This window comes from Alteromonas sp. ASW11-130, from assembly GCF_026183735.1.
GTDB lineage: Bacteria > Pseudomonadota > Gammaproteobacteria > Enterobacterales > Alteromonadaceae > Alteromonas.
Map to the genome: position 1 here is coordinate 175,048 of NZ_JAPFRE010000015.1, position 24,956 is coordinate 200,003.

Genomic DNA, 24,956 nt, shown 5'->3' on the forward strand with positions numbered 1-24,956 from the left:
TAAGAGTATTGGAGAAAGAAATATAAAACAGATAAAAGCGGCATTCAGAAGGACTGAATACCGCTTTTTTTTAGCGTAAGGTTAGAATGAGTAGTTAAAACCTAATAGGAAGTTACGACCAAAAGATTGGTATTGCGTAACTTGACGAGAATCGGTCCCTGAAGTTTGGATCGTTTCTTCGTCGGTTAGGTTCTGACCCTGAAGGGTAATACGTAATCCTTCCAGATACTCAATTCCCGACTCGCTGAAGTCATAACCAATTTGCGCATCGACTAATTCTGCACCCTGGTTGGTGGCGCCAACAAGTGACAAGCTTATCCCTCGTGTTTCTGACAAGAATTCGCTGCGTTTGGTGGCCGCTATACGAATCTCAAAGCCACTGTTTTCATAATACGCAGTCAAACTGTAAGATTCTTCAGATAAACCAGGAATCCGCGCGTCGTCTGGGTTCTCAAATTCACCATCAAACATACCGTCAAGGAAAGTTGCACTTGCCACTAGGCCAAATCCATCTAGTGATTCATGCACCATACCAAATGGTAAACTGCCTTGAAGTTCCCAGCCTCTTACAAAGCCTGTTAAACCATCAGCACGTGAGGTAACCGGGCCTTCGAAAACGGTCGGTGGAACCGGACCATCATTCACCCCATCGCCATCTAAATCGTGATTACCTGATGACTGGTGGTATCCCGGAATATAGAATTCAGAAAAGTCCTGAACAATACTGACTGATTCATGCCAGTTCTTAAGGTCTTTATAGAAGAAAGCCACAGCCATATAGCCTTCGTCTTCAAAGTAATGCTCATATGACAAATCAAATTGATTCGCTTCGATTGGCTTAAGATTTGGGCTACCTGTGCTACCAGACCAAGGTCCGGTAGCTGGGGTGGTACCAAATACACCAGAATCGTTAAAGTCAAAGCTAACTGTATTATTCGGGCGCATATCGTCCATACGAGGACGCGTTAGCACTTTTGACAAGCCTGTTTTAATGAATTGTCTTTCAGCCACTTCTAAGCTTAAGTTCAATGTGGGCAGTACATCTGTGTAATCATCGCCTCCTGAGACTGGCGTGGCTAACACATAGCGATCGGGTCCGGTATAAGAGTCGAAACCAAGTGCCTGTTGATCGGCACTCACCACCTGCACGCCAACATTACCGCGCAAGAACATGCCACCCACTTCAGTATCAATGTCTAATTTGGCGAAAAGTGTGACTAACTCTTCTTCTACCGTATAGGTATCGCCCAAACGACCTGTTTCCAAATCTTCAGCTGGTGTCGAAATATAGTAACCACTGTTGTAAAGGCCCAAACTGTCATACGCGATAACACCGTTGATGCCAATAAAGCTTAAATCTGCCGATCCCAATACGTCAGTCGCATCTGAAACCAATTCAGCATCTGGCCATACAGGAGCGGTTAGATAAGCGCCGTTGTTATCTTTAGACATTGTGCGATCATTGTAAGCAATCCCTGCATTTAATTTCGAGAAAATGCCCCACTCGACAAAGCCATGTACTTCAAAGCGAACCGCATCTAATTCTTCAGTAAAAGAGGGGTTATTTACGAAACCATCTTGTGCTGTATTTGGCGCAAAATCAGGATTGCCGTTAAAGCGCGCTACTGGATCTAAACTTCCACCCCAAGCTTGTGGACCAGCGAGTTTAATTAAAGAAGGGTCGGTATAATCTACCGGTGCTATTGATGGGTGATCACTATACATCGCGCCGGTCGGTGTCATTCTCCAAGAACGTGCAGCAGTAGGTCTATCGCCGGAGCCTGGACGGCCTACACCTGAATAACTTTCAATATTGGTGATCAACTTATCCACTTCACCAGTCGAAATATCAACTTCGGCAGTCCAATCAGTATTAATTTCATATTCCAGGTTCAAACCAAAAGTGGTAAGTTCCGCTTCTTTACTTTCAGCGTCGTTACGAATAACAGAATGAAAACCCTTTGTTGTTCCGGCTAAAACCAAGTCATCTTCGACTTCAGTAACGGTGTAGTTGTCCGGCGCCCAAGAAACTATGGCCTCTTCGATTCCACGAAACACTTTATCTTCCTGGAAGTCGATATAAAGGGCGTCTAATTGGATGTTGAGCTTGTCTGTCGGCTGCCATTCAACCACAAGGGCTACCGAATCACGTTCCATCATTGCGGAACGAACGAACGAATCATGTCCGCCTAAAACGGTTGTATTTTCTGTAATATTGCCTGGGCCATCGACGCCAGATGCAACCGTATCATAACCCCAACCACGGAATTGTTGCTCCTGACTTGGGGATTCCATTGATGCTAGTGTTAACGCAACGCCCAACGTGTCGTCGGCAAAAGAATCGACAAAGCTGAACGCCAAACGGTGCCCATTATCGTCAAAATCGGGGTTGCCAGAATCTTGACCATTTTGCTCGTAGGTTCCATTAAAGGTAATCGTTCTTTCTTTACCCAGTGGACTAATCGTTTGTAAATCAACCGTTCCGCCAAGACCTTGTACTATCAGGCCTGCTTCAGGCGTTTTATAAACGAGCACATCTGACACTATTTCCGATGGGTACAAATCATATTCCACCCCGCGGTTATCACCCATGCCCAGTAGTTCACGACCGTTCAATGATGTGCCTACATAGTTTTCGTTGAAACCACGAACTGATAACCCGCTGGTTCTACCGTTTCTTCTCTCACCTGCTAAACCTGGTAAGCGACCTAGAGATTCGGCAATACTTGTATCGGGAAGTTTACCGATATCCTCTGCTGACAATGCTTCAACAATCGACGTATTATCCATCTTGATCGCTTGTGCTCTTTGCAGGGAACCACGAATACCTGATACCACAATAACTTCGGTTGTTTCATCTGTGGGCTGGTCAGCGGCGCTCTCCTGTGCCATTAGATTGGGGGTGACCCCAATCACCAGACCGCTTGACAGCATTGCGGCCTTTATAAGGTTAATCTTAAAGTTTTTCATGTGTTTCCCCTAAAGTCAGTCAGAGTGCTCTAGATCAATTTGTTTTAACGGATTAGTAACACTTTTTTCGTTCTTAGCGGATTCTACTGCCATCGTCACTTACTGCTCAACCATGTGCATACGTATTCAATGGTCAACGATGAACTTTTTGTTAACATTTCAAACATTACTGCAACAAAAACATTGAACATCCAGTAGATAGAAACCATATCTATAACAATAAGTTAAGATAAATGTGTACCTATTTTGGAATCATATATGCGGGGCTTCATATCTGTAATTTAATTACATATGAAAAAAATATACGTATTATTTACAAATTCTTGCCAGGCTGCATGGCATATGACTACATTTCAACCAATAAACGTAGTTTACTTTCACAAACAGTTGGTTCTCCTTCATAATGTGCGTACGTTGGGTCACATATAACTATGAAATACACAATTACTAATCGCCGTAGCTTGTCACTCTATGCATTTGCCAATGCATATCGGTCTTTTTCCATACCGTGGTGAAACCAAATGTCCCACAATCTTCTTTGCCGTTTTCTTCATGACAGAAAGTATGCTCGCCAATCTGAATGGCGCCAAAATCCTTTACCGGATAAACCTTATGCGTTGTCCTATCGAGCGTGCGCACTAACTCGAGTTTTCTTTCACAGTTATTCGCGTAGCTTGCATGGTTTCTTCATACCCTTTTAGCCCCGTAATATCGAGATAAAACTCCAATTCAAAACTAAACATTTTTCCCATTGTTTTTAAATCACAATGATCGAAAGCGGTATAAAGGTTTCATCTGCATGCAGGATTTGCCGTTCTATATTGTCGCCTGCTGAAAAAGCGTCATCGGTAAACGCAATGAACCGGAAACAGAGAACAGCTACGTATATTTTGTGTATATTATGCATGGTATAACGTGAACCTATTGATAGGAGATGGGTTGAATTAAGTTATTTAACAAGCCGGAATTACGCACTTTTACTATAGTGACATTATCGATTCCGATTCACTTAAAGCTAAATGCAAACTAATTTACCGGCGTTGGTGTGAGAGGCGTTAGCGTTTTTGATGTTTCTGAATAAACTGATCGTAGGGCATGGGTTGTTCATAATAAAACCCTTGGACCTGACTTACGTTTGCCTCTTTTAACAAAGGTAAATACTCAGGGTGTTCTACCCCTTCCGCCACCACATCAAGCTGTAGAGAGTGCAACATAGCTACTATCCCCTGAAACAGCGAAAGTGCCTTATTGTCAGTATGTATGTCAGTGATAAGACTGCGATCTAACTTAACCACCTCAAAGTTAAAGCTGCGCAAATAACTCAGTGAAGAAAAGCCTGAGCCGAAATCATCCAAGGCCAATCTGAACCCGGCTGTTCTTAAAGCATTAAGAGAGCGTAGTGCGTTTTTATGATCGCGAATAAAAATAGACTCGGTCAATTCCAATTCAATTAAATGGGGGGAGATATTATTTGCGGCGCAAATTTTCTTGGCGAGTTGTGCAAAATTCTTGTCCAATATTTGATTGGCGCTGACGTTTACAGACAAAGGGATCAACATTCCTTGCGTCTCCATCATTGATATATAATCGCATGCCGCTTCCAGTGCGAGAATACCTATATTTTTATCAAGTTGATGTGTCTCTGCTAAGGGAATGAACACCGCTGGGGCGACCGTACCTGAAATAGACGAACGCCACCGACAAAGCAATTCGCCCCCACGTAATATCCCATCAACACTGAACTTACCTTGAACGTAAAAATCCAATCCACCATGGTTAATTGAACGCCGTAAGTCAGCCACCATACTAACCCGCTCTTTCATACTCTCAAGCAAGCCGTGTTGATAAAGATATACCCGCCCTTTACCTGTCGTTTTTGCCTGGTACATGGCTGCGTCGGCATTTTGCAGCACTTCATCTATGGTGTCACCATGCATTGGGTAGTTAGCTAGCCCGATACTGGCAGAAAGGTTTAGTTCTGCTTCAGTCGTCATCATTGTATCGGCTTCAATATTTTTGATGAGGGCATAGCCCGCTTTTTTAACTTCGTCTAGGGTTACGTTAGTGAGTACAACAACAAACTCATCCCCTCCCCAGCGGGAAATAATAGTATTTCGCCAAAACGATTATGTAAAACTAAAGCAACCCGTTTTAAACACGCATCGCCTTGTTCATGGCCCGCGGTATCATTAATTTGTTTAAACCCGTCCAGGTCAATAAACATCATGGTGAATGTTTGTTTCGCTTCTGAATATTGCGTTAGCACCTCTCGCAAACCATTGCGGTTTTTAAGACCGGTCAAATCGTCATGCATGGCCATTTGGCGTAAACGGTCTTCGTTTATTTTGCGCTCACTGATATTACGCATAGTGGCGATAAAATAAGGCGATGATTGATACTGGGTTTCAAACAACGCAATGGAGATATCGACGGGGATCAAGCGCCCGTCAAAGGTATGCAACGCGCTTTCGAACCTGAGTTGCCGACGCTCTGATAATAACTTGAGCTCTTTGCTGGCCTCCGGTAATAGCTTATTTAGGCTTTGCCCGAAGCTTTTCTTTTTGTTCGGTAATCGCATTAATCGCGCAAACGCGGTATTACATTCGCTGATAGCCAGGTTGGATGAAAGCACCAGCATGGGTTCTCGAGAACTGGAAAAAGCGGATGCCATTAATTGAAAAGACTGCTCTGCTTTTCTTTCCTGCGTGATATCTCGCGTAGTGCCGACAATATGTAAGGCGGTCCCTGCATCGTTTCTTTCCAGCACCCGTCCTCGAAGGCGCATCCACTGATAAGTCTCATTACGCTTAAAACGAAATGCCACTTCTATTCTGTCGCTACCGCTTAACGAAGCGAGCGTCCAGTGAAACTCCAAACTACTTAAATCGTCTTTGTGAACAAAGCGCAATAATGAAAGCGTATTACCTTTCCACTGAAATTCTTGCCCTCGCTCTAAACCGAAACTTTTCAGTTCAAACTGATCATTTTGAGCATGCCATTCCCAAAATGATTCTTGTGAGGCCCACAGGGCCAGTTCCAGCTTCTTTTGTAACTGCTGGGTCGTTTGTAAGGTATTGTATAGCTCAAGACTTTTGTCGTTTAATAAGCGTTCGGCCTCAGTTCTGGCCAACCTTTCGCGACTAACCCTCTTCTCAAGTCTGGCTAACTTTTTCAACAGTTCTTGATGTTCTGACACTAGGCCTCCAGCGTTATAGTAAACAGATAAGTGTGCGGCTCATCTAGCTTGACCACTTCGCGCCGGATTTTGTTTTCAAAGTGATCCGCAGCACCATCCATCAAGCCTTCTGCTAACGTGTAAAGCTCGCGGGTGGAATGGTATTTTAACGCTATACTGGTTTCAGTCCTGGTAAGCACTGAAAATTGAGGTAAGTCTGCATCAGGATAAAGTTTGCTCACCTGCACATGAATATCATCGTCAAGGCAATTCAACACATCCAGAATATTGTGACGCCCCGCTAACACCTGGCTATGGGTTAGAGCGAGTTTACCGAATAGATAATAACCAAAATCGTAGAGAAGCTTATTGGCGGGAGTGTCGGTTTTCTCTACCAACACGTTAACCAGCTTCTGCATTTCAGAAAAGGAGTAATAACCTACAGAAGTAAACGCACCTTCGTTTTCAAGTGCCGCTTCTTCAAGCACATCATCGGCAAAGTCAGGTGATACCTTCTCTTCGAGCATATCGATAAGTGACGTAAATACAATCCCGAGCATGCCCCCCTCCATTTTGCTTTAAGTGGAAAACATAATAGTCTTAACAGGTTAGCCTATTCTGGTGCTACTGGGGGTAAAGTCTCCGTATTTTTTTCTTCGACCTGAGTTTCTTGTTTTGCCGTTTGTTCAACTTCGATGTCATCGACGCGTTGTAAGCCTCTGGGCAATTTGTTGCCTCTGCGCCCTCTTTCACCTTTATAGTGCTCGAGGTCGGCAGCGGTTAATGTCATATTACGTTTACCCGCGGCGATTTTAACTGACGCACCTTGCGGCACAACGGCGGCTATTTTAACGTATTCTTCTCTGCTTTGTGCTTTTGCTCCGGGTATGTTAATTAATTTGTTGCCTTTACCCTTACCTAAACTGGGCAAATCGCGCAGCGGGAACAATAACATTCGGCCTTCATTGGATATAGTCAAACACCAGTCGGAAGCTGGGTCATGTACCGGCTGCGGAGGCAGCACTTTCGCTGCGGAGGGCAACGAAAGATACGCTTTACCAGCTTTGTTCTTACTTAGCATATCGTTAAAGGTGCCGACAAAGCCGTAGCCTGCATCAGAGGCGATCAGATAACGTTGGTCATCTTTACCCATTAATACATGCGGAACCTGTTCGCCGCCAACAATATTAAAGCGACCCGTTAGTGGCTCCCCTTGACTTCTGGCTGAAGGCAAACTGTGAGCATCACAGGAAAAAGCCCGTCCCGATGTGTCCAAAAATACGGCGGGTTGATTGCTTCTACCAGTGGCACTGGCTAAATAAGTATCACCAGCTTTATAACTTAAGGCAGATGGGTCGACATCATGGCCTTTAGCACAGCGTGCCCAGCCTTTCTCCGATAACACTACGGTGACAGCTTCTGAAGGAATAAGCTCTTTTTCTGATAACGCTTTGGCTTCGGTTCGCTCTACGATAGGTGAGCGTCGATCGTCACCATATTTCTCAGCATCGCTAAGAATTTCTTTCTTAATCAGCGTTTTTAGGCGGCGATCTGAGCCGAGAATCGTTTCCAATTGTTTCCGTTCGTCTTCAAGCTCATCTTGCTCAGAGCGAATTTTCATTTCTTCAAGTTTAGCCAGATGGCGTAACTTCAATTCCAAAATCGCTTCTGCTTGAGTATCTGATAAAGAGAATCGGCGCATCAATTCGGCTTTGGGTTGGTCGTGATGACGAATAATTTCTATCACCTCATCAATATTCAAAAAGGCTATCATTAAGCCTTCTAAAATATGTAAACGAGCCAGGACTTTATCCAGTCGAAATTGTAAGCGACGCGTAACCGTGTCGCGACGGAACGATAGCCATTCAGTTAAGATTGTACGAAGGTCTTTTACCTGTGGACGGCCGTCCAAACCAATCATATTTAGATTGACCCGATAGCTTCTTTCCAGATCGGTGGTGGCGAACAAATGTTGCATCAGCTGCTCGGTATCCACGCGATTTGAGCGCGGCGTAATGACCAAACGAGTTGGATTTTCGTGATCGGATTCATCTCGCAAATCACTTACCATCGGCAGTTTTTTGGCTTGCATTTGTGCCGCTATTTGTTCAAGAATTTTGGCACCTGATACTTGATGAGGCAGCGCGGTAATAATGATGTCGCCGCTTTCCTGCTGGAAAACTGCACGCATTTTGATTGAACCGCGGCCTGTTTCATATAGTTTAGCTATGTCCGCTCGTGGCGTAATGATTTCTGCTTCAGTAGGATAATCCGGTGCTTCCACATGCTGCATAAGCTCGTGTAATTCTGCTTTGCTGTTGTCCAGCAACAAAGCACATGCGTTAGCCACTTCGCGTACATTGTGCGGTGGAATGTCAGTTGCCATACCTACCGCGATGCCCGTGACACCGTTTAATAAGATATGCGGCAAACGCGCAGGAAGAACTTTCGGCTCCTTTAAGGTGCCATCAAAGTTTGGCATCCAGTCGACAGTGCCCTGTCCCAGTTCGTTTAGTAACACCTCACTGAAGCGAGAAAGCCGTGCTTCGGTGTACCGCATCGCTGCAAACGATTTGGGGTCGTCGGGAGCCCCCCAGTTACCTTGTCCATCCACTAATGGGTAACGATAAGAAAAGGGTTGTGCCATTAACACCATGGCTTCATAGCAAGCTGAATCGCCATGAGGATGGAATTTACCCAGCACGTCACCCACAGTACGGGCAGACTTCTTATATTTAGCTGTCGCGCTTAAGCCCAGATCGGACATGGCGTAAATGATGCGTCGCTGAACGGGTTTAAGGCCATCGCCAATATTCGGCAATGCACGGTCCATAATCACGTACATGGAGTAATTCAGGTAAGCATCTTCGGTAAAACGGCTTAGCGGAAGTTGCTCAATTCCATCCCCGTTTACAGTAATTTCGTCATTCATGGTGTTATTATTCTGCTGGACTACCTTTCACATCAATGCAGCCATTGTGAGTCAAACTTAGTTGCAACGCAATATGGGCATATAATTAGAGCGTGGTTTAGTTGTTTATAGCTAAGTTTTGTCAAATGCCTACCACAGTGGTTTAATAGGGCATGCACGCCCTAATAGTATTTTATTAAAACAATAACAATGTCTCCGCTCGCAATGGTAAAGCACACTTTATTAATCCTAGCGTTATTTTATTCGCTGGCAGTCCAATCGCAATCTACCATTCAGCTATTCGATGCCAATTCTCAAACTAACCTTGCTAATAACTTTGCGTTTTATTTCGAAGGAAGTTCGCAACTGACTATCAGCGAGGCGATTGATCGCCGCCAGAGTTTCCAATGGCATACCGAGAAAAACCCTAATTTTGGCTTTCATAGCAACGGCCTATGGCTAGTAAGTCGCTTTTCAAATGTTAGCAACGAGACTCGCTGGGTTTTTTCGGTGAATTTTAGTCAGCTTGATAAAGTTGATTTTTATGTGGTCGTCAATGGCGAAGTCGTTCAACAAAGCTTTCAAGGTAAACTCCAAAGCGCTCAGCGATTTCGCGTACCCACGTTACGTTCAACTCTTCCTGATGCGACTCCCACAGAACTATATATACGGGTGGAAAGTCATTCATCTAGCTTAATTGTGCCTTTGGTGGTGACGCCAGAACCCATGCATAGTTTTAAAATACAGGTAGATAGTATCTTATGGGGGCTGTTCTACGGCGGTTTAGTCATTCTCGCCGTTTACAACTTGATTTTATATTTTGGTACACGTGAACCCGCATTGCTTGCATATGTAAGTTATATCGCGGCGGTTGTATTATGGCAATTCATTTGGGGCGGCCATATCCAGCTCACTGCGAGTGAAGGCTTGTCACCATGGGTGGTTTCTCATACCGAGTTGATTTTTATCATTATCGGGGTGAGCTCTGGTATTTTTACCATGTTCTTTTTAGAAACCAAGGAAAATGCGCGGACGGCTCATCTGGCGGTTGTATCTCTAATTATTTTACAATGTGTGTTAGGCCTGGTTTGTATATTGGATGTACTTCCTCACATATGGAAAAACAATCTGGTTTACGGGGTCGGTATTGTCGCCATTCTTAGTTACGTTTATGCAGGCTTTGAAGCTTTTATGAACCACTTCAAACCAGCCCGTTACTTTATATTCGCGTGGAGCATGTTGGGGTGCGGTGCATTATTTGGCATGTTAAGCCTGATCGGCGTGCTCCCGTCTAATACCTTTACCACCTATTGCTTTCAGGTAGGCGTTTTTCTAGAGGCAGGGCTATTCTCTATTGCACTGATGGAAAAGAGTCGCAGTCAACTGGAATCTGAAGTTGAACAGGCGACAGATGATTTACGCAACAACATGGAGTTAATAGAAGAGCAAAATGCCCGCTTAGATATTGCCCGTAAAGATGCGATTAAAGCGAGTAATGTTAAATCGCAGTTTTTGGCCAATATGAGCCACGAAATTCGCACTCCACTAAACGCTATCTTAGGGTTCAGCCGTGAACTTAATCATTCTTCGTTACCAAGCGAGCAGCAAGAACAAGCCAGAATAATTAGTACCTCAGCAGATAACTTACTGACTATTGTGAATGATGTTTTGGATTTCTCAAAAATTGAGGCAGGAAAATTAACCATTAATCTTCAGCCATTTTCACCGAATCAACTGCTGGAGGAAATGGTGACATTGGTGTCCAAGTCAGCCCATGCCAAACGAATCGAATTTGTATTTGAGCTGGCTCCCCTGCCTGAAAAGCTTATTGGCGACATGTTTCGGATTAAACAAGTATTAAATAACTTATTAAGTAATGCTCTTAAGTTTACTAATAGCGGCTGCATCACTTTGTCTGCTAAGGGCCGCCCCCTCCCCCACGGCATTCATGAAATCGAAATCAGTGTTGAAGATACGGGGATAGGCATTAGCCGTCACGACAAGAAAAAGCTTTTCACTGCTTTTTCACAAGTAGATGATTCGTTAAATCGAAACTATCAGGGGACCGGGCTCGGTTTAGTAATCTGCCGGGAACTGGTTAGATTAATGCGTGGTACGCTCCATCTAAAAAGTACCCCGGGGCAAGGCAGTAAGTTTACCGTTACTCTAAGAATGAATCAGTTAAGCCAAAAATTTGCTTTGACACATTCTTCTGAATGGACGGGGAAACAGATTGTATTAATCGACCCGGTTCCAGAAACGCGGTATGCAAGTGCATCGATGTTACGTTATTTAGGTGCTCACGTTACGTCGGTCGAGTCTTTGGCCTATTTGAAGTGTCTTCCCGAGACCAACCCAGATTATTTATTCGCCGTCGTACCCGTTACAAAATTAAGTAAACGCGATAGCTATTTAAGCGAAGTTATTCAATTTTCAGCTCAAAAGCGTATTCTTTGGTATTCAGGGCCCGAGCCTTTCAACCAATACCCCAGCCTGACCCAGCACTTTCATACGCAAATTAGGATGCCTCTCACCATTACCAAACTGGAAAGCTTACTTTATCAAAAAGCGAATTCGAACCACAACCCGGTGCAAAATAAGATTAACAGCCTTCCCAGTGTCCGTATTTTAGCGGTTGATGATATGGATATGAACCTAAAACTTTTGCATACCTGGTTGAACAATTCGCCAGTTGAGCTGACTACAACCATGAACGGACAGGATGCGGTTAACCGCTGCCAGACTCAGGAGTTCGATTTGATTCTTATGGACGTGCAGATGCCAGGCATGGATGGCTTACAAGCGACCCAACTTATCCGAAAAACCGCGTTAAATTTAGGTACGCCGATTATTGCAGTTACTGCTCATGCGTTTAAAGAGGAGCAAGAGCGCCTGTTGGCCTCAGGCATGGACGATTATTTACCGAAACCGATCGAAATCGATAATTTAGTGGACCTTGTTCAACGCTGGTGTCGAAGTGTCAGCCCACAAGAACCATCACTGCCTTCCATCGACTGGCCACTTGCTTTAAAGCGCTCCAACCATAATCCTGCCGTAGCTAAGGAATTACTGGAAGACTTTATAAACATGTTGCCCGACACCCTGCATATTATTACCGACACGTGGGAACGTAATGAATTCGCTGACCTAGGCACAGAAGTGCACCGTTTGCATGGAGCTTGTTGCTATACTGGGGCCCCCAGGTTACAAGAATTGACTAAGCAAATGGAGAGCGCCCTTAAATTAAAACAATACTTGGTAGTGGAAGAATTGATGCCTGACTTTTTAGAAGAAGCCAGACACGTTCAGCAAGAAGGTAGAAAGCGGCTTCAGGAAATGGATTTAATAGACCTGGCTAATAAATTTTAATTGGTCTGCTCATTACGGGACGCTTGTGATTGCTGGCATTGTTTCAATAAGGTTGCAAATTCGGTAGCAGACCTATCAAGATCAGCTGTTGAGATATACACATCAAAACCTAACCTATCACGTAATTGTGACATGCGATTAGCAAGCATCGCTTTTACCCCGGTTAACTGTTCACCATTTTCGAGTACGACCGGTTTGTCATCGAACATATCATTTCCATAACACATACCCGTCTGACAGTTATCTTCATCCCGTTGCAATAACAGCGGTCGCTGCTCCATTAAAATATGGGTAGCCAAACGTGGCGAAATACCGCGTAAAAATGGTGAATAATCTTTTAGTTTGAAGCCTACTGCTTCGAGCTCCTGATGTTCAATGCCCCGTCGAATACGTGGGCAATCTACACGCTGCACATTATCCCAACTGAGTTGCCATTTGCCCAATCGATGGAAATAGCGTACTTCAGCCGGTGTAATTGCCAAGCTGAATTCGGGCTCACGCAATTTGAACCATCCGATCAATAAGGTCACGATTGCTGCGCTGGTTAGGAAGATGCCTGCCAGAAAAAGTGATTCCGGCGCAAACGACAGCCACATCACCGACAAGCCCAACCCCAAAATGCCAAGAAGAACAGTAACCAACCCATTACGTTTAGAGTTAGCTCTGATATTAATCACGTTTTGTTCATTTGAAGACATAAAAATACACCACGATCATAATGATTGCCCAAATGATATAGAGTCTAATGCGCTGGCAAACTTTGCAATTCGTTTGCCACCAGCGAGATGGTTCAGGTTTCACACCATTCTTTACGTTAGCCACGTTCTTACTTTCTAACCTACTCTATTACAGACGTTCGCTCAAGCAAGTTCAGGTTGTAAACGATTCTGCGCACGGCGATTGATTACACCTAACACGGTGGGCGTAAATACCAGAGAAAGGATCACAGAGAAACCGACTCCGCCGGCCAGCACGACAGCTAATGGCGGCCAGAAGGTTCCGTTACTGAATAATAATAGCGGTAGGAGTCCTCCCACTGTAGTAAAAGTTGTGGATAGAATATGACGGCTGCAACCCATAGTTTCTTCTACAATAGCGCGGGTTTCCCCCGCGCGGGCTTTTGCATTGCCATTGATGGCAGCAATAACCACTATGGAGCCGTTGATTGCCACACCGATTAAACCCGCACTTCCCAACAAAGGATTGAATCCTAGCGGAAGTCCAGAAAGCCATAAACTCAGCATTCCTAACCCCACTGACAGCACCGCTACCGCACCAATTAATACGGCCTTACGTACACTGTTAAAGCTTAAAATTAAAGTAGTCAGCATTAACACTAATAACACTGGCGCATAGGTTCCCAACTGCCACATCGCTTGTTGTTGTTCATCCGCATCACCCGCCATCTTAATGCGATAGCCGGGCGGCAACTTAATACGCGCGTCAATCATAGATTTTAACTGGTTACTCACATCCACCGCTGGCACATCGGGTAGCAGGAAAGCCTGAACTTTGTTGATTCGCTCACCTTGTTTACGTGTGATAGCAGTTAGCGAAGGAAGCAAAGACACATCGCTGAGTGATGCCAGCGTTACCCAAGTACTCTTATCCAAGGTGTTGGGTAGGGGAAGCCCCATCAATTTACTGATCGAATTTACCTCAGATGATTCCATTTTTATCCTGACAGGTACTTCTTCGGTACCTTCAAGTACACTTCCGCCAGTGATACCGATTAATTGGTGCTGTAACTGCACAGCCATATTGCTTAATCCCAAACCGGCACTAGACGTCACTGAATCTGAGGTTTCCAAGGTAAGTTCTGGTTCACCATATCCAATCGAGGCAATAGACTGTGTAATGCCATCTACGTGGCTCATTAACAAGCGTATTTCTTTGCCCAGTTCATCTAATTTGGCAATATCTTGTCCAATTATATTCACTTCGATGGGGGCGGCGATAGGTGGCCCCTGACCAAACGCGCGAACCACTATCTGTAAATCGGTAAATTGGTGTGCAAGCTCATGTTGTAATTGACCAATCAACCGGCTTGCTTGGTCAGCTGAGCCGGTGGTGACCACTGCATTAGCAAAATAGGGAGTGTTATCCCGTGTCATTACCTGATTGTAATAAACTGAAGGGGCAGAGCCACCTACTAACCAGGTTACTTGTTCTATTTCTGAGTGCTTTTTAAGCGCGCTATTAATTGCCTGAGTACGGCTAGCAGTGTGCTCAATAGCAGAGCCTTCTGGTGTCCATACGTAAATTTCAAACTGGTTTCTATCCGCACTGGGAAAAAACACATTATCCAAACGGGACGTCAACGCGAAGCCGCTCCCACACAACACCACAATAAGTGTGATAACCGGCACCGGTCTTTTTATCCAGCTTCCCAGGTAGCGGTTAAATGTATTGGACATGACAGGCGTTTCTAAGCCGGTGGCCCACCAGCCACCCTCGCTTGTGTCTCTGGGCAAGAACTTTGCGGCCAAGGCGGCTATCAGGGTAAGTGAAATAAATAACGAACCAATTAACGCCATCACCACACTTATTGCAATCGAACTGATAAAATCGCCAATATTGCCACTTAATAAAAATATCGGCATAAAACCTAAGATAGTGGTAAGTGTCGACGCTAAAAGAGGAGTGAATAGATGACGCACGCTTTTAGTCATGGCTTGTAGTCTGGTTAACGACTTATCGCGCAGATTGATACGAATTTCGTCGGTGATCACTATGGCGTTGTCAATCAACAGACCGATGGCGATGATCATGCCGAAAATAGACATCTGGTGAATTTGCACATTAAACAAACTAAGTGCGAATAGCGTAAAAGCGGCGGTCAGGGGCAGTGCCAGACTAACAATCCAGGCTGCACGATACCCCATGAATAAAAATATCACCAATACCACCACGATACAGCCCAATAGCAAATTAGCTGACAAATCAATCAAGCGCGCAGAAGTATATTGGTTCTGTTCAAAAGCCACCGTGGCTGTGAAGCTGCCAGCGAAGTCGCGATTGAATTCTTCAACAGCTTTTAGTGCGTGTTCAGTCCACACGCCTGAACGTAAAGTAGTCTGCATTCTTGCTGCCACGAACACAGTTTGCTTGCCGTTGAGAAATGCCATATCGTTGACAGGCTGTTTAACCCCTCGACTAATGGTCGCTATATCTGACAACCTTAAGTAACGGCCATCACGATTTTGTAAAATTATATCTTTGACGACATCCAGATCGGCAAGCGGCTGCGCAACTTTAAGTCGATAGTTACTCTGCTCTGTTTGAACTATTCCTGCGGGAAGCTTTGAGTCGGCCAGTTGAACTTTGTGGCTTATTTGCGCGAGGGTGAGACCAGTAGGCGCTAACTTCGCAGGGTCAACGTTCACCACTATTTCTTCTTCGGCAGCACCGTAGATACGCACAAGTTCAGTTCCGTTAACATTGCGTAGCCTATCTGCCAGTTCATTCGCCATGCGTGCAGTCATCATTGAGGTTGTGGTTTGGTGCTCTGCTTCAACTGACAACAGTAGAGTAAACGCCGTGGCACCGCGCTTTTCGTCAAAAATAGGTTTACCTGCGCCCTGGGGGAACTGCGTAGAAGCCGTACTCAAGCTATCGCGTATTTCGCTGAATATCTGTTCGTTATTCGAATTATTTACCCAGTCCTGAAGCTCTAGGCTTATCACTGAGATCCCAGCCCGAGAAGTCGATTCAATTTCTTTTATTTCATATATCTCACGCAAATGATCTTCAAGCACATCACTGATGAGGGCCTCAACCTGCTCAGCCGATGCTCCAGGATAAGGGGTTATCACTAACGTATTGCGAGTATCAATGCGCGGGTCTTCTAAACGGGGTAAATTGGTCAACGCAGAGTACCCAGCAACCAATAAAATCACCAGGCTCAACACTAACAAATGAGGACGTTGATAAAAAAGACTATACCAAGGCTGGGACGTGTCACTCACAGACTCGCTCCTTGTCCGGGGGCGTCAAGCAGAGCGGTTTTTACCAGTTGCCCGGGGACAAGTCGTTGTCCTCCTTGAGCTACAAATTTATCTCCATTTTTTATCGCACCGCGAACATATGCCTCTTTGGTAGTGGCGTAAATAATTTCAACCAAACGGCTTTGTAGCTGAGGGTTACCATTGCCCGTGACCACCAGCAATGTCCACAAGCCGCGCACTCCCTGAGTCAATGCAGCTAAAGGAACCCACGCTCCGGGTTCTTCTACCGACGTGTTAATAGTTACCGATACCATATCGCCGATCAATAACGCATTTGATGTATTCGGTACCGCAACGAGCGCGTCAATCGTGCGAGTTTGCCGATTCCGGGAAGGCTGTATACTAAGTAACTGACCTTCTACGTTGCCCCCCCCAACATCTACAATTATTGTCTGGCCATTTTCTAGCGTACCTGCAAGCGCTTGCGGTAAGGCTAACCTGGCTTGTAATTCATGAGTGGCGCCCAGCGTCAATATCGGTGAGGCTGCCTGCACTACCGTTCCTTCGTCGACTAGTTTTGTCCCCACCATTCCGTCAAAGGGGGCTGACAACCTAGACTTATCTATTTCGACTGCCAGTGAGTCAAGCGCAGCCTCGACTTCTGTCACTTGTGCGGTCGCTACCTCAAAACGCGCACGGGCTTCATCGACCTGCTGTCGGGATGCTCCGCCTTGGCCCAAAACGGACTTCATACGTTGTAAAGTAGCGTTTGCCAGAGTGACATCTGCTTGCGCCCTATGCAGCCTAGCTTTCAGTTCAGACTGCTGGCTGACGAGTCTGGCTGTGTCTAATACAGCCAGAACCTGCCCTTGTTTAATACTATCGCCCTCTTCGACATTAATAGTTGCAATTCTACCTGCCCGTTCAAATCCCAAACGCGACGCGCGGGCCGATTCAATTAGACCAAAAATACGCTGCTCGCGTTGATAGGACGTTTGCATTTGAACAATAGACACATGCGCCTGAGCACGTTCATTTTCGGTTTTATGTTTATCTGCTCGAGTAGTCCCGGCGGAAAAAAGCAAAGTAATTAGTATTGCCGTGCTCAGCGCGACGGTAAGCCATAACTGTAGTTTGCCTGATTCTGAAGTAGAATGGACTACGCTTGGATGATCCGACATAGGTGTCCTCTGACATCGCTCAAGGTGTGATTAATATTTCATATTAATGAGCGTATTTACTCAAGATAGCCTAATGCTATATTATAAATACTAGACCGTCTAGTTTGATAAATATATTTGAGGTACTGCCTTGGCTAAATCTGGAACGAAAAGCGCTGGCCGCCCTAAAAGTGAAGAAAAACGTCAGCAAATTCTGAACGCCGCGGTAAACCTATTTTTGCACCAAGGCGTTACAGCGACATCAATGGATGCCATTGCGAAAGAATCTGGTGTTTCGAAACAAACCGTTTATTCGCATTTTGCCAGTAAAGATGAACTATACACTGTTGCTATTGAATCAAAGTGTCGAGATTACTTGCTTACCCCAGACGATTTAGCTTGTTGCCCTGCGGAAACGAACGGATTAAAACACACTTTGGAGTTGATAGGAGCGCAATTATTACGCCTCTTAAGTGACCCACAAGTTATCGCAATGTACCGTATCGTTATCAGTGAAGCGAAAAATGCCCCTGAAGTCGCACGCCTTTTTTATCAGGCAGGCCCTAAAAAAGGGGTTGAAGATATAGGTCTCCTTTTTCTTAAGGATAGTGAATACTTACTCACTGAGGAGGAGTCCATTACACTAGCGGTGCAGTACCTCAATTTACTAAAGAGCGACTTTCACATGCGCAGCCTATTTGGCCTGGAAGACATACTCTCAGAGGAACAAATAAGAGCAAAAGTAGATATGTCTGTACGGAGTATCCTTTTATTGTATCGTGACGCGATAAAGCATAAAACGTTGCGGAGTTAGCTTTCAGCTATTCCTTACAGCGCTTTTACGTCGCTTAATGTCCACCCGCCGACGCGCCGATTCCCCCTGAAATTATGTAGGAAAAAATATTCAAAACTCGTCTAACTCACTCAGGTTAAAGATAATTTTATAATGAAGCAGAGAGTGATTTTAAAGCGTATTAATTACTCATAAGCGATGTTCGCCACATTACAGCGACTGAGTAATTTGCTACACTTACCGCGATTTTCTTCGACAACGTTTTTTGAGAGTAATTCATGGCCGACTTTACAGGCAACCATATTCTTAGCGTTAACCAATTCGACCGCGACGCCATTGAAAAAGTCTTTCGCGTGGCAGATAACATGGCCCCTTATGCGAAACGACAAAAACGCACTGAAGTACTCAATGGCGCTATTTTAGGCAATTTGTTTTTTGAGCCCAGTACCAGAACACGGGTAAGCTTTGGCACTGCATTTAATCTGTTAGGTGGTGAGGTACGTGAAACCACTGGTATGGATAATTCCGCTTTGGCAAAAGGAGAGTCACTGTATGACACAGCGCGTGTACTAAGCGGCTATTCAGATATAATTGCCATGCGTCACCCTGCTACTGGCTCAGTGGCTGAGTTTGCAGAAGGCAGTCGCGTGCCCGTTATCAATGGCGGGGACGGCGCCAATGAACATCCTACTCAAGCGTTGCTCGATTTGTTCACCATCAAACGTGAATTGGAATACCACGGTAAAGGCATTGATGGATTGCACATTGCGATGATCGGCGATTTACGCTATGGACGCACCGTCCATTCTTTATGTAAGTTGTTATGTTTATACAAAAATATCCACTTTACGTTGATATCGCCGAAAGAACTAGGCATGCCCCAACCGATTATTGATACTGTAGCAAATTCAGGGCATAAACTGACCATAACGGAGCAGCTTGAGGGGAGTATGGATGCGGATATTTGTTATCAGACTCGCATTCAGGAAGAACGCTTCCCCTCTCAAGATGAAGCGAACAAGTATCGGGGCAAATTTCGTTTAAATCAGGCTATATACACCAAACACTTTCAGTCTAAAACTGTCATTATGCATCCACTTCCTCGGGATTCCCGCATGGAAGCGAACGAGCTGGACAACGACCTTAATCTTCATCCCAAACTGGCTATATTCCGTCAGACCGACAATGGGGTACTAGTAAGAATGGCGTTGTTTGCGCTGACGTTGGGGGTCGAAAGCCTGGTCAGCAAATATGAACGCGATGTCATTTGGCACAGCAACAAGAGCAACTAACTACTATGCAGCGATCAGAACAACTATTTACGCAAGCACAAAAAACTATCCCTGGTGGGGTAAACTCACCAGTACGCGCATTTAAAGCGGTGGGGGGAACCCCGCGTTTTATCCAAAAAGCGGATGGTCCTTATATTTGGGATGTGGATGGTAAACGTTATATCGATTACGTGCAGTCGTGGGGACCAATGGTTTTAGGTCATAATCACAGTGCCATCCGAGAAGCCGTGATCAAGGCAGCGGAAAACGGCCTGAGTTTTGGTGCGCCTACAGAAGCAGAAGTATTGATGGCGGGGAAAGTTAACTCCCTGGTGCCCTCGATGGAAATGGTACGGATGGTGAACTCCGGCACTGAAGCGACTATGTCCGCTATTCGTCTAGCGCGCGGCTATACTGCTCGTAACAAACTAATCAAGTTTGAAGGTTGTTACCATGGTCATGCTGATTCATTGTTGGTAAAAGCGGGCTCTGGCGCTTTAACGTTAGGGGTGCCGAGCTCGCCTGGCGTTCCTGCCGACGTAGCTCAACACACGTTAACCGCAGAATTTAATAATCTCGATAGTGTAAAACAAATGTTTTCGGAGTATCCCGACGATATCGCCTGCATTATTGTGGAACCTGTGGCGGGTAATATGAATTGTATTCCACCTGTTGATGGCTTTTTAGAAGGTTTGCGATCACTGTGTGATGAATATGGCAGCGTACTGATTTTCGATGAAGTGATGACTGGTTTTCGGGTGTCTCGCGGCGGTGCCCAAGCACACTATTCAATTGTGCCAGATCTCACGTGTCTCGGAAAAGTGATAGGTGGCGGCATGCCCGTAGGTGCTTTCGGTGGTAAACGTGACATCTTGACGCATATCGCGCCGACCGGTCCGGTTTATCAGGCTGGAACCTTGTCCGGCAACCCTATTGCAATGGCTGCGGGCTTAGCCGCATTAGCAGAGTTAGAAAACGAATCACTCTATCCTCACATTTTCAACCTGACGGAAAAGTTAGTAAAGGGTTTCCAAGCCGCTGCAAATAAGCATGGCATTCCATTAACCACTAACCATGCTGGTAGCATGTTTGGTATTTTCTTTACCGATCTGGATAAAGTAACCAATTATCAACAAGCGATTAACTGTAATAATGAGCAGTTTAAGCAGTTTTACCATGGAATGTTAGAGGCGGGAATTTATATGGCCCCAGCGTCTTACGAAGCCGGATTTATGTCTTATGCACATACTGATGCGTTAATTGAAGAGACAGTGAGTGCTGCTGAACATATTTTCAGCAAGCTATAAGTCAATAGCAGCAAGTTATACCTGGGCTTGCTGCCTGATAAAATTAACGGAGGGTGCGAAGAATGCCGCGCCCGTTTCTGCACTAGTGTAGTCGAGCCACCTATCATACTCTCCCTCTTCCACCCCAAATATTTGACTATGCAACATGTTTTTAAAATATTTTGCACTGGCAGAACAACTAACAAAAAACAAACCTTGCATACTCATATCACCATAAGGCATGCCTTGTTTTAATAGCCCTGGTAAATCTGATTCGGGGTCTTTGGCGTTTGCTCGAACACAATGGGATGAAGAGTTTTGTTCAGTGCTAGTAAGATTGTGTTCTCTCGTCATGCCCATAATTTGTTCTTGCTGGCGCTCAGATAAACTGAACCAACGACGTAAATCATGGCGGTAGCGTTGGATATGAACGTAACTGCCGCCTTCAAAGTCAGGATCCCTTTCATCGACAATGGCAATCTCCCGTCGTTTCATACCACGCGGATTATCGTATCCATACATAAAGCCATTTAAATCACGACCGTCTAAATAGCGAAAACCTCGAACCTGCTCGACCATTTCTACATGAATACGCAGTAGTTCTACTATCTCCACGCCTATAACATGACAAATATCTAATCGATCTGCACGAATTTGGATAAATAAGTCGCACGGCATGACCGGCGCACTACGATCATCACATTGCATATCAGGAAAGGGAGTAAGTTCGGTAGGGATAAGACCCGGATATAGCTCAGGCCAGTAATTTGTTCCCACAGCCACCATTCCGGTTACCATGGCTTCATAATGCTCATTTTCATAGTGGTCGAAAATATCCAGCACGCGCGATAGCTTTGCACGCACGGCCTGACTATCGTCATCGACGACATTTAATAACAAGTATTGAGCATGCAAATTAGGTTCAGCGCACACGCCCTTTTGAGGTTGAGTCATGCTTGGTCCGCTTGCCTTTAGGCTATTATTGTTTGCGCGAATACGCCTAGTGTGGCTCAGAACCCTGCTGCTTGTCCATCTTTTCGACTTTCAGACGCACCAATATAGAGTTTTCGACGCGGATCATAGCCAATAGCTTGATAGCCCCCATACGCCCCTATAACTGGTTGCAACGTGTGTCCCCAACGCATGAGGGTACGCTTCACTTGTTCATCAATACCGGATTCCAAGCTCACAACGCCGCCATCGATCATCAGCTCACCCGTGGGACTACTCGATCCGCTATGTAATATTCGTGGTGCATCACCGGCTTCTTGCAGGTTCATGCCGAAATCAATAATGTTAACCAGCACTTGGGCATGCATTTGAGGTTGCGCACCGCCTCCCATTACCCCGAAACTTAGCCAGGGCTTATTATTTCGTGTTACAAACGCCGGAATGATAGTGTGGAACGGACGCTTACCAGGCTCGTATTCATTAAAGTGCCCTTCCTGTAAGGTAAACAACTCACCTCTATTTTGGAGGATAAACCCTAACCCCGTGGGCGTCATACCAGATCCCATGCCACGGTAATTACTTTGAATAAGCGATACCATATTGCCTTTCGCGTCAGCCACCGTAAGATAAACTGTATCGCCCTGGTAGATTCCCGCGTCATAACGTTTTGCCGCATGTTTATGTTGTATAAATTGGCGGCGTTCCTTTGCATATTCTTTTGAAATTAACCACTCTACGGGGACTGTATTAAAAGCGGGATCAGCGTAATACTTCGCGCGGTCTTCAAAGGCCAGTTTTTTCGCTTCAACAAAGGTATGAATATATTCAGCGGAACCAAAGCCCATACCTTCGATATCATACTGTTCCAGAATATTAAGAATCTGCAGCGCGGCTATACCCTGTCCGTTAGGCGGTAATTCCCAGACGTCGTAACCGCGATAGTTGGTCGAAACTGGCGTAACCCATTCAGATTTATGGGAAGCCAGATCTTCGTAATCTAGAAAGCCTCCTTGTTCTTTCATGTAAGCTGCGATGGTGCGAGCAATATCACCCTTGTAAAAGGCATCGCGACCGCCACTGGCTAGTTTTTCATAGGTTGCGGCCAGGGCCGGATTTTTAAAAATATCACCTTTTCGCGGTACTTTTCCATTGGGAAGGTAAATATCAGCAAATCCTTCATATTTACCTATTCGACCAGCATTTACTTTCCAGTAATAAGCAATAAGCTCGGAAACGGGGAAACCATTTTTTGCATAGCGAATAGCGGGCGTCAATAACTTACTCATGGTGAGCTTGCCGTATTTTTTATGCAAGGCAAACCAGCCATCCACTGCGCCAGGAACAGAAACGGGTAATGGCCCAAACGCCGGGATCTGGGTAAGCCCTTGTTCGGTAAAATGTGCTTTTGTCAGATTTTTAGGGGATCGTCCTGACGCATTTAACCCTATCAGTTTTTTTTCTTCTGCATCCCACACTATGGCAAATAAGTCGCCACCGATGCCACCTCCCGTAGGCTCAACTAAACCTAACATTGCATTTGCCGCGATAGCTGCATCTACAGCCGAGCCACCTTTTTGCAATATGTCTATTGCCACCTGCGTAGCGAGAGGTTGGCTGGTTGCCGCCATACCATGTTGAGCAAGAACTTCAGAACGACTCGCATGCATGTCGCCTGTCACTCTGTCATACGCCATCGAAGTAGCAGCACTAAGTAGAGTAAGAAGAATCAAAATTAAACGCATAGCAAACCTTTTGTTATTTTAAGCCCCTACATTATGAGGCGGTTGCAGCAAGTATACCAGCCTGGGCGTCATCCAGATTGGTGCAACCTTGCCTTTTTTAAAGGCAGCACTGGTAATGTAAAAAGTTTAATGAACAGTGTAGTTGCTCATTACGTAGAAAATTGTTCCTGAGCACAAAAAGTACTCAATATACCGCGCTTATTGCCTTAGCGGTGTGGGAAAATTGCTTGAGGTACTGTTGTTTAGCCACTATGACGAATTGTGGCATCTTTTTTTCTTAAGCAGAATCAAGCAATAGACACGTTAGCGATACGGGAGGAATGTGTGCGTGATAATTAAGGCTATGCGTGTTTTTCTTTCATTTTTTCCGATTGGTGTCGGTTATATGCACCATTTCAGGAGGACATCACATGCGAACTGAATTTAGTATTGTCACCATAGTTAAAGGCCGCCTACGACAGTTATCCAACCTTATCGGCAGTATCGAAAATGCTAATCTATGTCCAAAAGAATTAATCGTGGTATGGATGGCACCACCATGTAGTGAGTCGTTGATGACCAGCCAGCACTTTGCTATCCACCATAAGTTTGTTGCCAACGAGCCTTTGCCCATAGCTAAAGCCAGAAATAAAGGATTTCAAGCCTGTATTACTGACAAAATTATTTACATGGATGTAGATTGTATCTGTTCACCCGAGTTATTTGATGGCCTCCTTAAATCACTGGAAAAAAAGCGGGTTGTTATGCCACAAGTTCGTTACTTAAACAGCATACCTGAACATTGCGATTATCATGCTTTAACAACGCAGGCTGCAGAAGATCCTGCAAAACCCTGGCTACCGCTTAACCATGATATTGGCTTTGAAAATTTCAGTACGCTTACGTTTGCTATAAATCAGGCAGACTTTGACGATGTGGGGGGCTTTGATGAAGCTTTTCATGGATATGGCGTGGGTGATATGGACTTCGCAAGTCGCTGTGAGGCAGAAGGCCTTAGCCTATATTTAATACCCGAAGAAGTATTACATCAATATCATCCCACTTTTGATCCCCCCATTAATCATCTGTTTGATATTGTAAACAACGCATCGGTATTTAAGCGAAAATGGGGCCGCTACCCTCTTGAACAATATTTAAAACAGTTTGCTGAAGAAGGGTTAATCAATGCAGATTATCATGAAGCTGGCTTACGTGTTAAACGGATGCCCAGTCAGGATGAAATCTATGCTCATTTATCCAGCAAGCGATTTTAGATAAAGAATGGTTGTCCCTGCTTTATCTAATCGTGTTTTCGGTGCACGTAATTAGCTTTAACCATTAAACTTTTCCGCTATTTCTTGTGTAGAACGATTAGCACGTGTGGGATTTTGTGCTTTTAGCC

Annotated in this window: 16 protein-coding genes; 5 read left to right on the forward strand and 11 right to left on the reverse strand. The window is 45.0% G+C overall.

Going from position 1 to position 24,956, the window contains the following annotated elements:
* Nucleotides 1-81: 81 nt before the first annotated feature.
* The 6 genes from OPS28_RS03905 to parC all read right to left on the reverse strand — a co-directional run bounded on the left by OPS28_RS03905 (nucleotide 82) and on the right by parC (nucleotide 9,077).
* Nucleotides 82-2,970, reverse strand: a complete 2,889-nt coding sequence (locus tag OPS28_RS03905) for a TonB-dependent receptor (RefSeq protein WP_265608143.1) — start codon at nucleotides 2,968-2,970, stop codon at nucleotides 82-84.
* Between the two features lie 447 nt (nucleotides 2,971-3,417).
* Nucleotides 3,418-3,609 (reverse strand): DUF4440 domain-containing protein, encoded by a 192-nt coding sequence (locus OPS28_RS03910; protein WP_265608144.1) that lies wholly within the window; start codon nucleotides 3,607-3,609, stop codon nucleotides 3,418-3,420.
* 416 nt (nucleotides 3,610-4,025) lie between these two features.
* A complete protein-coding gene (locus OPS28_RS03915) occupies nucleotides 4,026-5,078 on the reverse strand; it encodes a putative bifunctional diguanylate cyclase/phosphodiesterase (RefSeq protein WP_332017560.1) in 1,053 nt (350 codons plus the stop codon).
* Nucleotides 5,027-6,166 (reverse strand): diguanylate cyclase domain-containing protein, encoded by a 1,140-nt coding sequence (locus tag OPS28_RS17050; RefSeq protein ID WP_265608145.1) that lies wholly within the window; start codon nucleotides 6,164-6,166, stop codon nucleotides 5,027-5,029. Before OPS28_RS17050 ends, OPS28_RS03915 begins: the two co-directional genes overlap by 52 nt.
* Entirely contained in the window at nucleotides 6,166-6,705 is a 540-nt protein-coding gene (locus tag OPS28_RS03925) for a heme NO-binding domain-containing protein (protein WP_265608146.1), read from the reverse strand. Before OPS28_RS03925 ends, OPS28_RS17050 begins: the two co-directional genes overlap by 1 nt.
* Nucleotides 6,706-6,758: 53 nt before the next feature.
* Complete coding sequence (gene parC / locus OPS28_RS03930; protein ID WP_265608147.1) at nucleotides 6,759-9,077, reverse strand: DNA topoisomerase IV subunit A; 2,319 nt, start codon at nucleotides 9,075-9,077, stop codon at nucleotides 6,759-6,761.
* A 189-nt stretch (nucleotides 9,078-9,266) separates the two neighbouring features.
* Here parC and OPS28_RS03935 point away from each other — a divergent pair, with 189 nt between their 5' ends.
* Nucleotides 9,267-12,425: a hybrid sensor histidine kinase/response regulator gene (locus OPS28_RS03935; RefSeq protein WP_265608148.1), complete on the forward strand. Its 3,159-nt coding sequence runs from the start codon at nucleotides 9,267-9,269 to the stop codon at nucleotides 12,423-12,425.
* On the opposite strand, the gene OPS28_RS03940 is transcribed toward OPS28_RS03935, so the two are convergent.
* From OPS28_RS03940 to OPS28_RS03950, 3 genes are all read right to left on the reverse strand, one after another.
* The gene (locus OPS28_RS03940; protein WP_265608149.1) at nucleotides 12,422-13,123 is read right to left on the reverse strand and encodes a DUF2982 domain-containing protein; all 702 of its coding nucleotides are present in this window, start codon (nucleotides 13,121-13,123) and stop codon (nucleotides 12,422-12,424) included. The genes OPS28_RS03935 and OPS28_RS03940 overlap by 4 nt on opposite strands.
* 162 nt (nucleotides 13,124-13,285) lie before the next feature.
* Nucleotides 13,286-16,393: an efflux RND transporter permease subunit gene (locus OPS28_RS03945; protein WP_265608150.1), complete on the reverse strand. Its 3,108-nt coding sequence runs from the start codon at nucleotides 16,391-16,393 to the stop codon at nucleotides 13,286-13,288.
* Entirely contained in the window at nucleotides 16,390-17,553 is a 1,164-nt protein-coding gene (locus OPS28_RS03950) for an efflux RND transporter periplasmic adaptor subunit (RefSeq protein WP_265608151.1), read from the reverse strand. Before OPS28_RS03950 ends, OPS28_RS03945 begins: the two co-directional genes overlap by 4 nt.
* 130 nt (nucleotides 17,554-17,683) lie before the next feature.
* Here OPS28_RS03950 and OPS28_RS03955 point away from each other — a divergent pair, with 130 nt between their 5' ends.
* The 3 genes from OPS28_RS03955 (at nucleotide 17,684) to hemL (ending at nucleotide 20,903) form a co-directional block, all read left to right on the forward strand.
* Complete coding sequence (locus OPS28_RS03955; protein ID WP_265608152.1) at nucleotides 17,684-18,346, forward strand: TetR/AcrR family transcriptional regulator; 663 nt, start codon at nucleotides 17,684-17,686, stop codon at nucleotides 18,344-18,346.
* Nucleotides 18,347-18,603: 257 nt separating this feature from the next.
* Nucleotides 18,604-19,617 (forward strand): aspartate carbamoyltransferase, encoded by a 1,014-nt coding sequence (locus OPS28_RS03960; protein ID WP_265608153.1) that lies wholly within the window; start codon nucleotides 18,604-18,606, stop codon nucleotides 19,615-19,617.
* A 5-nt stretch (nucleotides 19,618-19,622) separates the two neighbouring features.
* The gene (hemL, locus tag OPS28_RS03965) at nucleotides 19,623-20,903 is read left to right on the forward strand and encodes a glutamate-1-semialdehyde 2,1-aminomutase (RefSeq protein WP_265608154.1); all 1,281 of its coding nucleotides are present in this window, start codon (nucleotides 19,623-19,625) and stop codon (nucleotides 20,901-20,903) included.
* Nucleotides 20,904-20,918: 15 nt separating this feature from the next.
* Here hemL and OPS28_RS03970 read toward each other — a convergent pair whose 3' ends face one another.
* A complete protein-coding gene (locus tag OPS28_RS03970; protein ID WP_265608155.1) occupies nucleotides 20,919-21,836 on the reverse strand; it encodes a Dyp-type peroxidase in 918 nt (305 codons plus the stop codon).
* Nucleotides 21,837-21,892: 56 nt separating this feature from the next.
* A complete protein-coding gene (gene ggt / locus OPS28_RS03975) occupies nucleotides 21,893-23,575 on the reverse strand; it encodes a gamma-glutamyltransferase (protein WP_265608156.1) in 1,683 nt (560 codons plus the stop codon).
* A gap of 410 nt (nucleotides 23,576-23,985) precedes the next feature.
* Between ggt and OPS28_RS03980 the strand changes: the two genes are divergently transcribed.
* Complete coding sequence (locus tag OPS28_RS03980) at nucleotides 23,986-24,828, forward strand: glycosyltransferase family 2 protein (RefSeq protein ID WP_265608157.1); 843 nt, start codon at nucleotides 23,986-23,988, stop codon at nucleotides 24,826-24,828.
* The last annotated feature ends 128 nt before the right edge of the window (nucleotides 24,829-24,956 follow it).

Coding starts and splice junctions, on each gene's coding strand:
- OPS28_RS03905 (WP_265608143.1), bottom strand. CDS start 2,970: ATGAAAAACTTTAAGATTAACCTTATAAAGGCCGCAATGCTGTCAAGC.
- OPS28_RS03925 (WP_265608146.1), bottom strand. CDS start 6,705: ATGCTCGGGATTGTATTTACGTCACTTATCGATATGCTCGAAGAGAAG.
- parC (WP_265608147.1), bottom strand. CDS start 9,077: ATGAATGACGAAATTACTGTAAACGGGGATGGAATTGAGCAACTTCCG.
- OPS28_RS03935 (WP_265608148.1), top strand. CDS start 9,267: ATGTCTCCGCTCGCAATGGTAAAGCACACTTTATTAATCCTAGCGTTA.
- OPS28_RS03940 (WP_265608149.1), bottom strand. CDS start 13,123: ATGTCTTCAAATGAACAAAACGTGATTAATATCAGAGCTAACTCTAAA.
- OPS28_RS03950 (WP_265608151.1), bottom strand. CDS start 17,553: ATGTCGGATCATCCAAGCGTAGTCCATTCTACTTCAGAATCAGGCAAA.
- OPS28_RS03960 (WP_265608153.1), top strand. CDS start 18,604: ATGGCCGACTTTACAGGCAACCATATTCTTAGCGTTAACCAATTCGAC.
- hemL (WP_265608154.1), top strand. CDS start 19,623: ATGCAGCGATCAGAACAACTATTTACGCAAGCACAAAAAACTATCCCT.
- OPS28_RS03970 (WP_265608155.1), bottom strand. CDS start 21,836: ATGACTCAACCTCAAAAGGGCGTGTGCGCTGAACCTAATTTGCATGCT.
- ggt (WP_265608156.1), bottom strand. CDS start 23,575: ATGCGTTTAATTTTGATTCTTCTTACTCTACTTAGTGCTGCTACTTCG.
- OPS28_RS03980 (WP_265608157.1), top strand. CDS start 23,986: ATGCGAACTGAATTTAGTATTGTCACCATAGTTAAAGGCCGCCTACGA.